General features: G+C 70.7%; 11 protein-coding genes. 9 read left to right on the top strand and 2 right to left on the bottom strand.

Annotated elements, in window-relative coordinates; translation table 11 throughout:
- Positions 1-234 precede the first annotated feature (234 nt).
- The 7 genes from CCN33_RS25425 to CCN33_RS25395 all read left to right on the top strand — a co-directional run bounded on the left by CCN33_RS25425 (position 235) and on the right by CCN33_RS25395 (position 6,124).
- Positions 235-1,701, top strand: a complete 1,467-nt coding sequence (locus CCN33_RS25425) for an ATP-binding protein (RefSeq protein ID WP_244173941.1) — start codon at positions 235-237, stop codon at positions 1,699-1,701.
- A gap of 76 nt (positions 1,702-1,777) precedes the next feature.
- Positions 1,778-2,170 carry a roadblock/LC7 domain-containing protein gene (locus CCN33_RS25420; RefSeq protein ID WP_086695802.1) on the top strand — a complete coding sequence of 131 codons (393 nt, stop codon included), beginning with the start codon at positions 1,778-1,780 and terminating at the stop codon, positions 2,168-2,170.
- Between the two features lie 3 nt (positions 2,171-2,173).
- Positions 2,174-2,560, top strand: a complete 387-nt coding sequence (locus CCN33_RS25415) for a DUF742 domain-containing protein (protein ID WP_086695801.1) — start codon at positions 2,174-2,176, stop codon at positions 2,558-2,560.
- Positions 2,538-3,161, top strand: a complete 624-nt coding sequence (locus tag CCN33_RS25410; protein WP_086695800.1) for a GTP-binding protein — start codon at positions 2,538-2,540, stop codon at positions 3,159-3,161. Before CCN33_RS25415 ends, CCN33_RS25410 begins: the two co-directional genes overlap by 23 nt.
- Positions 3,124-3,738, top strand: a complete 615-nt coding sequence (locus CCN33_RS25405) for a GAF domain-containing protein (RefSeq protein ID WP_086695799.1) — start codon at positions 3,124-3,126, stop codon at positions 3,736-3,738. Before CCN33_RS25410 ends, CCN33_RS25405 begins: the two co-directional genes overlap by 38 nt.
- A gap of 65 nt (positions 3,739-3,803) precedes the next feature.
- Positions 3,804-5,267: an outer membrane protein assembly factor BamB family protein gene (locus tag CCN33_RS25400; RefSeq protein WP_140394671.1), complete on the top strand. Its 1,464-nt coding sequence runs from the start codon at positions 3,804-3,806 to the stop codon at positions 5,265-5,267.
- Positions 5,264-6,124: a glycosyltransferase family 2 protein gene (locus tag CCN33_RS25395; protein WP_086695797.1), complete on the top strand. Its 861-nt coding sequence runs from the start codon at positions 5,264-5,266 to the stop codon at positions 6,122-6,124. The genes CCN33_RS25400 and CCN33_RS25395 overlap by 4 nt, the downstream gene beginning before the upstream one ends.
- Here the strand turns inward: CCN33_RS25395 and CCN33_RS25390 are convergent.
- Both CCN33_RS25390 and CCN33_RS25385 read right to left on the bottom strand, forming a co-directional pair.
- A complete protein-coding gene (locus CCN33_RS25390) occupies positions 6,036-6,881 on the bottom strand; it encodes a potassium channel family protein (RefSeq protein ID WP_086695796.1) in 846 nt (281 codons plus the stop codon). The two genes, CCN33_RS25395 and CCN33_RS25390, sit on opposite strands and share 89 nt — an antisense overlap.
- A 55-nt stretch (positions 6,882-6,936) precedes the next feature.
- Complete coding sequence (locus CCN33_RS25385) at positions 6,937-7,419, bottom strand: DUF4231 domain-containing protein (RefSeq protein ID WP_086695795.1); 483 nt, start codon at positions 7,417-7,419, stop codon at positions 6,937-6,939.
- A 162-nt stretch (positions 7,420-7,581) separates the two neighbouring features.
- On the opposite strand from CCN33_RS25385, the gene pnuC reads away from it, so the two are divergent.
- Positions 7,582-8,244, top strand: a complete 663-nt coding sequence (gene pnuC / locus CCN33_RS25380; RefSeq protein WP_086695794.1) for a nicotinamide riboside transporter PnuC — start codon at positions 7,582-7,584, stop codon at positions 8,242-8,244.
- Positions 8,241-9,180, top strand: a 940-nt coding sequence (locus tag CCN33_RS25375; RefSeq protein ID WP_086695793.1) for an AAA family ATPase, incomplete at its 3' end; no start/stop codon positions are given. The genes pnuC and CCN33_RS25375, both read left to right, overlap by 4 nt.

The following is a 9,180-nucleotide window of genomic DNA, read 5'->3' as shown; positions in this document are numbered from 1 at the left end:
GGCCGGGGTCCGTGCTCAGGGTGTGAAGAAAAGGACAACGGTTCGATCTCTGTGCGTGTCAGAGGGTGACAGCGGAGTCCCACCGCGCGGTAACGTGCGCGCCCTGCCTGATCACCGCACTGTCCAGGGACTGTTATGCCCGCTCCTTTCACGCCGCCGGACGACCGGCCGCCGGCGCCCGTGACCGCCCGTGTGACGGCCGAGCCGCGAGCCGGGTCCCTGAGGCGACGTCAGATGCTGTGGTCCGTGCTGCCACCGGGCGTGGTCGCCGTGGCCGGTGCGGTGGTCACCGCGCTGGTCAGTGACGGCCACCTGGACCGGACGGACCAGGTGGCGATGTCCGGCAGCGTCGTCCTCGTCGGCGCCGTGGCGGCAGGAATCGCGGGCGTGAGGGCTTCGGCGGAGGCACGGGCAGTCACCAAGCGCTGGACGGAGCTGTCCCGCGCGGCCGACCGGGAGAGTGCCGAGCTGGCCGAGCTGATCCGTACGACAGCCGAGGGCAGAGCCGAACTGCGGTCGCTGTGCCGTCGGCTGAGGGCCGGGGAGCCCCCTGTGCGGCGACAGCCGGAACTGCCCCCGCAGACCGGCCCGGACCAAGTCTCCCGACTCGCATTCGAGATCGCTGCGGCCCGGCACGAGGCGGAGGCAGCCGTACTGGAGACCGCCGCCGGCGCGGTCGGTGCGGAACACAGTGCCCGGCTGGCGCAGTTCGAGGTGTTCGCCAACCTGGCGCGTCGACTCGAGTCACTGGTGCACCGCGAGATAGGGCTGCTGGACAGCCTGGAGAACGAGGTCGAGGATCCCGACCTGCTCAAGGGTCTGTTCCGGGTGGACCATCTGTCCACCCGGATCCGCCGGTACGCCGAGAACCTGGCCGTGCTCGGCGGTGCGAACACCCACCGCCAGTGGACCCGTCCCGTCGGCCTGACCGACGTGCTGCGTTCCGCCGTCGCCGAGATCGACCAGTACGCCCGGGTCAAGCTGGTCCCGCCCATCGACGGAACGGTCAGCGGCCACGCCGTGGTCGACGTGGTCCATCTGCTGGCCGAACTGCTGGAGAACGCGACGGTCTTCTCACCACCCCGGACGACCGTGCACGTGCGGGTCGAGCCCGTCGCCGCCGGAGTGGCGATCGAGGTCGAGGACCGGGGCCTCGGCATGTCGGCGGACGAGCGCAGCCGGATGAACACGGTGCTGGGTGCGCCCGGCGAGGTCGCCCTCGGCGAGCTGCTGCAGGACGGCCGGATCGGCCTGTACGTGGTCTCGCTGCTGGCCCAGCGGCATGACATCGCCGTGCGGTTGCAGAGCAACGTGTACGGCGGCACTCAGGCCGTCATGGTGCTGCCCACGGCCCTGCTCGGCCCGCAGTCGGCAGCTCCCGCGCCGGAGCACCCCGCTGTCGCGAACCCGGACGCGGTGCCGCGAGGCCCGGTGGAGCCCGAGGTGACGGACCCCCCGGCGACAGTGATGACCCTCGGCGCGGATCCGCTCGTGTCCGAGTCCGAACCGCAGCCCGCCCCGACGGCCTGCGACGGCGAGGACGACCGTCCGCGGCTGCCTCAGAGACGTCGGGACCACGTCGCCGAACGTCCGCACCCGGTGCCCAGCGCCGGGAGTTCCGAGGACCTCGCACACGACCCGGGCCTGATGGCCGCGTTCCAGACCGGACTGCGCAGGGCCGAGGAAGCGGAGACGCCCTGACACCCGAGGGCCGCCCCGAGGGCCCGGGGCCCCGTCCGACGAGCCATTTCCTTCTGCCGAAAGAGGAGTACAGATCGTGGCGAGCGAAGACCTTTCCTGGCTGTTGACGGGTCTGGTGAACCGAGTGCCGCACACCCGAAGCGCCTTGTTGCTGTCCTCGGACGGACTGGTGAAGGCAGCGGAGGGGCTCGACACGGACGCCGCCGACCAGTTGGCCGCGCTGGCCAGTGGGCTGTACTCATTGGCGCGCAGCGCGGGCCGGCACTTCGACGACGGCGGCGACGTGCGACAGATAGTGACGGAGCTCAGCAACTCGCTGCTGTTCGTCTCGACCGCCGGGCCCGGCGCGGTGCTGGCGGTGCTGGCCGGACGCGAGGCGGACGCGGCGGTGCTGGGCTACGAGATGGGCATGATGGTGAAGAGCGTGCGCCCGCACCTGGCCACGCCGCCGCGGCACGTGGCGGGGTAACCGATGACGCCGGTCCTTCCCGACGGACCGTTGACCAGCGAAGCCGTCGGGCGACTGGTCCGTCCCTACACCGTGAGCGACGGCCGGACCAGGGCCACGTCCCACTTCACGCTCGTGACCGTGGTGCGGGCCACGGGTGCCCAGACGCAGGGCGCCTTCGGCCTGGAGCATGCGCAGGTGCTGGCGCTGTGCGAGAGCCCTGTGAGCGTCGCCGAGGTCGCGGCCCGGATGCAGGTGCCGGCCGCCGTGGTCAAGGTGCTGCTGTCCGATCTGGCCGAGGGTGGCGCGGTGGTCGCAGGCCACGCGCCCCCGCCCTCCGCGGACCACTACGCACGACCTGATCGAGACCTCCTGGAAACGATACGAGATGCCCTCCTCAAACGACTGTGACCCGCTGCCCGCCGAAGCCCTGCCGGTGGGAATCAAGGTGCTCATCGCCGGTGGGTTCGGCGTGGGAAAGACGACCTTCGTCAACGCTCTCAGCGAGATCGAGCCGCTGAGCACCGAGGAGATGCTGACCGCCGTCAGCGCGGCCACGGACCGGCTGGACGGAGTGGAGCACAAGGCCACCACCACCGTGGCCCTGGACTTCGGCCGGATCACCCTCGGTCCGTCCCATGTCCTCTACCTGTTCGGCACACCCGGACAGGAGCGCTTCTGGTTCATGTGGGACGAACTCTCCGAGGGGGCCCTCGGGGCGGTGGTCCTCGCCGACACCCGCAGGCTGGATCACTCCTTCGCGGCAGTGGACTTCTTCGAACGGCGCGGCATCCCCTTCGTCGTCGCCGTCAACGAGTTCGACGGCGCGTACCGCTACCACGCGGAGGAGGTGCGGGCCGCGCTCGACCTCAGGCAGGAGGTGCCGGTGGCGCTGTGCGACGCCCGCGTCCAGAGCTCGGGCATCCGCGTGCTGCTCGAACTGATCCAGCACCTGATCACGACAAGGAGTTCCCATGGCAGCGACACCGCCCCACCCCTCCTCCGGGCCTGAGTCCGGGATCGCCGTGCGCCATCTGCTCCTCCCCCCGGAGGACCCACAGGCGCGCACCCGGTCCGAGCGGCTGCGCGCGCTGGGCATCGAAGCCCGCCCTGATACGGAACTCGACGCCTTCGCACGGGAGCTGGCACAGCGCACCGGCGGCTGCTACGCCGGAGTCAACTTCTTCCTCGACGCCGACCGCCAGTACTTCGCGGGGTTGTACAGCGCCGCGCAGGACACCCCGGTGCACGGGGGACCGCCGTTGCTTCAGGACCCGGTGCCCGGCCGCGTCATGCCCCGCGACATCGACATGGGCATCTGCCCGCACGTGGTCAAGCGTCGCCGGGCGCTGGTGCTGGAGGACATCCGGGATTTCCCGCGGTTCGCCGGAAACCACGTCGTCGACGCGATCGGCATCCACTCCTACCTGGGCGCACCGCTGATAGACAGCACCGGCGTGGTGCTCGGCACCATCTGCGTAGTCGACCAGGACCCGCAACCGTGGGGGCGCAAGGGGCTGGAAACCATCAAGGCCATGGCGGCGGAACTGGTCGAACAGCTCGAGGAGTCGGCACGCCGACGCGACTGACCGGCGCCGCGGGACTTGCCTCGGCATCGCTTGGGCCGGCCGGCCGACGCCCTATCATCGGGTCCGTGAGCGTCCCGCTGCCGGAGCACGATTACGCCTACGACATCTGCCTGTCCTTCGCGAGCGAACAGCGGCAGTACGTAGAGCAGGTCGCCCGTGCGCTGGAGGAGGCCGGGCTCCGCTTCTACTACGCGAACGACGAAGAAGCTTCGCTGTGGGGCAAGGAACTGCCCGAGCACCTGGACGAGATCTACCGCAGGTCCGCCCTTTTCTGCGTGGTGTTCGTGTCGGCGGCCTACGCGGCGAAGATGTGGACGACCCATGAGCACCGCAGCGCACAGGCCAGGGCGCTGTCCGATCCCGGCGAGTACCTGCTGCCGGTCCGCTTTGACGACACCGAATTGCCGGGGCTGCGCCCCACGGTCGGTTATGTCGATGCCCGGATCACCCCGCCCCGGCGTCTCGCGGCGCTGCTAGGGGAGAAGCTGCGGCTGCGCGCGCCGTCGCCGCACCGGTCCGAGCCGGTTCTCGCCGCCGTCCCCTCCTCTTCGGGGCAGGGGACGCCGCGCCCGGGGGAGACGGTCTGGCGGGTGACCACCGGCGGTCTGGTGCAGTCATCGCCCCAGATATGCGGCGGGACGTTGTACTTCGGCAGCGGTGACTGCCGCGTGTGGGCGGTGGAGGCCGAGACCGGCGCCGAGCGATGGTCCGTGGCGACCGGGGGCGCGGTCTGGTCGACGCCCGCGGTGGCCGACCACACCGTGTATGTGGGGAGCCAGGACCGCAACGTCTACGCGCTCGACGCCGACACCGGCGCGGAGCGCTGGCGGATCACCACCGGTGCGGCCGTCTGGTCCTCGCCCGTGGCCGTGGACGGCATGGTGTTCGTGGGCAGTCGTGATCACCACATGTACGCGATCGGGGCAACGAACGGCCACGAGCACTGGCGGTTCCGGACGGCGGGGGACGTGGATTCCTCCCCCGTGGTGTCCGCCGGCATCGTGTACTTCGGGTCGGACGACCGCTGCTTGTGGGCGCTTGACGTCGAGACAGGCCGTGCACGGTGGTGGTTCCGTACCGGCGGGGTCGTCCGCTCGTCCCCGGCCGTCCACGACCGGTCGGTCTACGTGGGCAGTGACGACGGCTTCCTCCACGCCGTCGACGCGGAGACCGGTGTCGGTCGCTGGCGCTACCGCACCGGCGGCCGTGTACGGTCGTCGCCCGCCGTGGCGGAAGGCACGGTCTATGTGGGTTCGCACGACGGCAACCTGTACGCACTCGACGCGGGCACCGGCGAGGAAAGGTGGTGGAAGCACGTCGGGGAATGGTTGCAGGCGTCCCCCACGGTGGTGGACGGGACCGTCTTCCTCGGCAGCGACGACCATGGTCTGTGGGCGCTGGACGCTGTCACCGGCGAGGTCCAGTGGCGGTGTGAGACGGACAGTGTGGTGCTCACCCGGCCCGCGGTCTCCGGCCGGATCGCCTGGGTCGGCGGGCAGGACGGCACTGTGAGGGCCGTTCGCGTATGAGTGGTTCGACGCCGGCCCGGTACGGGCCGCTGCTCTCGGTCGTGGTCGCCTGCCGCGACGAGGCCGAGGTACTGCCCGAGTTCCATGCCACGCTGCTGGCCGATCTACGTCGTGTCGACGAGTGCTGGGAGATCGTCTACGCCGACGACGGCAGCCGTGACGGCACGCTGGACACGCTGCGGGCGTTCGCCGCCGACGACAGCCGCGTGGTCTGTCTGCCCCTCGACCGCCGTGGCAAGGATGCGGCCATGGCGGCCGGTCTGGCCCGTACGGCCGGAGAGTGCGTCATCTTTGTCGACGCCGACCTTCAGCATCCGACCTCCCTGCTCGCCCCCATGTTCGAGCAGTACGGCCGTGGCTTCGAACAGGTAGTGGCCCGGCGGCGGCCCGTCCACTCCGGACGTGCCGACCGACGCTTCGGCAGCCGTGTCTTCCATCTGCTGGTGCGCATCTTCTGCGACGTCGAACTCATGGAAGGTACTGGCGACTTCCGGCTCGTCTCACGTCCGGTGGCCGATGCGGCGCTCGCCAGACCGCGTCAACACGGTTTCATGCAGGGCCTGTTCTCCAGTCTGCCGTCCCGCTCGATCTGCCTCGACTACGACTGGCGGCCGCGGGCGGCGGGTCGCAGCGCTTGGGGCACCGTCGCACTGGTCCGCTACGGGGTGCGCGCGCTGATCGCCTGCCGAAGCGAGCCGCCCCAGCCGTTGCTCACGCCCGGTGTCGCGGTGCCGACCCTCGGAGAAGGGGTGATCGCGACGCGGTCCGTCAGCGCGTCGGCCGCTCACGGCGTACGGAGGCCAGAACTCCGACCACCCAGCACAACAGCAGGAGTCCGGTCGACGTCTGGACGGTGACCACGAGCCGGCTCACGGTGCCCACGGGGTAGATGCCACTGCTGCCGACGGTGGAGGTGACCGTAGCGCTGAAGTAGAGCCAGGTCGGGAAGTCGGCGCTCGTATGTCCGGCGAACTCGCCGGGCCAGATCGCGTAGAGGCCGTGGTAGGCGACGGCGTAGGAACACACCGAGAGCAGGAGGAGTGCCCCGAGGTAGGCCGAGTGCGCATGGGCGGCGGAACCGTGGGCGAGGGAACGCCGGGAGAAGAAACCTACGTACCGGCCGAGGTCCGAGTAGTAGATGTCGTAGTTGCCCAGCGAGGAGCGGATCACCAGCGCGGCCAGCAACGTGAACAGGCCCAGCAGACCGATCTCAGCGGTGCCCAGTCCGAGCAGGGGGACGGGCGCGGCCGGGGACAGCACGATCAGGGCGGTACCGCACACGGTGATGAGCAGCGGGGTCCAGAAGGCCAGGTTGACCAGACTGCGCAGCCGTCGCCGCACAGCGCCGGTGGTGGCCGAACCCCGGTTGGGCGGGTGGCGGCGACTGAAACGGAGCGACGTGCGGGGCCGGGGACGGATGTCGGCCTTGCAGAAGTCGCAGCGCACGCCGAGCGCTTCGACGCGATCCACATCCGGGGTCTGCTCGTGCCGCAGATGGGTGAGGATGCCGGGCCCGTTGCGCCAGAGCCACAGGTTGTCGGGGATGAACGCGGCGGCCTTCACCATCAGCGCGACGTCGACGACCGCGATCACCCCGGCGGCCACCGGGTTCACCGCGCGCTCCGCGCCACCCGACCACGGGCCGTCGGCTCCGGATGGGACGTCCCGGTCATGCCGGTGGTGACGATCGGCCCGCCCTCTCGTCGTCCGTGGACTCGCTTGCGGTGGCGACCAGTTGGACCCATGTCCCCATCTCCTGCTGCTCGATGCGGGTGACAGCGGCCGCCAGCAGTCGGTCGCGGGTGCCGGGGTCGTCATACGGCTCGGCACTCGTGCGGTACGAGCGGCGCTCCGCCTCGACCGCTTCGCGCGCCTGGCTGAAGCGCACGTAGTCCTCGTGCCAGTGGAACAGGGCCCGCAGGCCGGTGAGTACGACGACCACGCTGCCCAGCACGGCGGGGGTTGTGGCGTCATGGGGCGACACGACCGCGCTCACCGGGATCGCGGCCGACACCAGCAGGAGCAGCGTCTCGGCCACGCGGTGCAAACGCCGGGCCTTGATCGCCGCCTGGCGGTACCAGGTGTAGGAGCCGTCCGCGAGCGACATCGCATAGCCTGCGGAGCTGACGGCAGGGTCCATCGGCACGGCCATGGCTTCGCCCCCCGATAAGCCTGGTATCAGTCGATCCACGGTAGCCCAGCCGGCCACCCGAGGGAATCGGAAGGGGCGTGCCCGGCGCTTCGCACACAACTCCGTTGTGCAAGCCGCCCCTCCTTGTTATCGTCACTTCGACGTAAATGGGAGGGGGCCGGGATGGCTGTCACGGATGTGCTGGGTGGCTTGGTCGCGCCGTTGAATCATCAGTTGTTCCATCTGGGCCAGGACGCCGTCACCTGGGCCGAGTTGCTCGGGTTCGCCACCGGGGCGGTGTGTGTATGGCTGTGCGTACGGGCGAGTGTGTGGAACTTCCCCGTGGGGATCGCCAACAACCTGTTCTTCCTGGCGCTGTTCTGGAGTGCCCGCCTCTACGCGGACGCCTCGCTGCAGGTGGTCTACCTGGCGCTCGCCGCCTACGGCTGGACGGTCTGGCTGCGGGGTGGCGAGCGGCGCTCCCGGCGGCCCATGGGGCACGCCTCCCGGCCCGCACTGTGGGTCCTGCCGGCCCTCCTCGTGCCGGTCACCTGGGGGCTGACCGTGCTGCTGACCCGCGCGCACGACTCCGCGCCCTTCTGGGACGCCGTGACCACCGCGCTCTCGCTGGCCGCGCAATGGCTGCTCAACGCCAAGCAGATCGAGAACTGGTACTTCTGGATCGCCGCCGACCTCGTCTACATCCCGCTGTACTTCAGCAAGGGACTGGACCTCACCGGCATCGTCTACGTGCTCTTCCTGGCGATGTGCGTGGCCGGATGGCGTTCCTGGCGCCGCGAGTTGGCGACCCCCGTGGCGGAAGCCGGACGGACGGTGGCCGCGTGAGCGCCCGCTTCGCGCACGGGCTGGTGATCGGCAAGTTCTACCCGCCCCACTCCGGCCACCACTTCCTGATCCGTTCCGCCGCCGACGCGTGCGACGCCGTCTCGGTCGTGGTGATGGCGGCCGGGCAGGAGTCGATCCCGCTGGAGGAGCGCGTCGCCTGGATACGAGAACACTGGGCCGACGACCCGCATGTCGCGGTCGTCGGCGTCGTGGACGATCTGCCGGTCGACTACGCGAGCGAGGCGGCCTGGGAAGGGCACGTCGGCCTGATGCGCCAGGCCCTCGCCGAGAGTCCGCACGCCCCCGCCGTCGACGCGGTGTTCAGCTCCGAGCCCTACGGCACCGAACTCGCCCGCCGCTTCGACGCCGCCCCCGTGCTGCTGGACCTCGACCGGGGCACCTTCGCCGTGTCCGGTACGAAGGTCCGCGCGGACCCCGTGGCCCACTGGGCGGAGCTCGAGCCGCCGGTCCGGGCCTGGCTGGCCCGCAGGGTCGTCGTGGTCGGCGCCGAGTCGACCGGCACCACCACCCTCTCCCGCGACCTCGCCACCGCCCTGCGCGATCGGGGCGGCCCGCACGCGCTCACCCGCTGGGTGCCCGAGTACGGCCGCGAACTGACCGTCGCGAAGCTGGCCCGTGCTCGCGCGCTGGCGGCCCCGGACCTGCCTCCGCCGACCGTCGCGGACCTCGACTGGGACGACGCCGACTTCGAGCTCGTCGCCCGCCGCCAGAACCGCACCGAGCAGCATGCGGCCCGTACCGGCGGTCCGGTGCTCGTCTGCGACACCGACGCCCTGGCCACCACCGTCTGGCAGGAGCGCTACCGCGGCCGCACGACCGCCCCGGTCCGGGACCTCGCGCAGTCGATGCCCCCGCGTGCGCTCTACCTGCTCACCTCCGACAAGGACGTCCCCTTCGACGACGACGGCCTGCGCG

The sequence above is a fragment of the Streptomyces recifensis genome, assembly GCF_002154615.1.
Classification (GTDB): Bacteria; Actinomycetota; Actinomycetes; order Streptomycetales; family Streptomycetaceae; genus Streptomyces; species Streptomyces griseoluteus.
Note: the sequence above shows the minus strand (reverse complement) of the source record. Positions and strands in the feature narration are given on the sequence as shown.

Bases quoted from the DNA above. Each gene is read 5' to 3' on its own strand.
- CCN33_RS25385 (WP_086695795.1), bottom strand. From the start codon at position 7,419: ATGGCCGTGCCGATGGACCCTGCCGTCAGCTCCGCAGGCTATGCGATG.
- pnuC (WP_086695794.1), top strand. From the start codon at position 7,582: ATGGCTGTCACGGATGTGCTGGGTGGCTTGGTCGCGCCGTTGAATCAT.
- CCN33_RS25405 (WP_086695799.1), top strand. From the start codon at position 3,124: ATGGCAGCGACACCGCCCCACCCCTCCTCCGGGCCTGAGTCCGGGATC.
- CCN33_RS25395 (WP_086695797.1), top strand. From the start codon at position 5,264: ATGAGTGGTTCGACGCCGGCCCGGTACGGGCCGCTGCTCTCGGTCGTG.
- CCN33_RS25415 (WP_086695801.1), top strand. From the start codon at position 2,174: ATGACGCCGGTCCTTCCCGACGGACCGTTGACCAGCGAAGCCGTCGGG.
- CCN33_RS25425 (WP_244173941.1), top strand. From the start codon at position 235: ATGCTGTGGTCCGTGCTGCCACCGGGCGTGGTCGCCGTGGCCGGTGCG.
- CCN33_RS25410 (WP_086695800.1), top strand. From the start codon at position 2,538: ATGCCCTCCTCAAACGACTGTGACCCGCTGCCCGCCGAAGCCCTGCCG.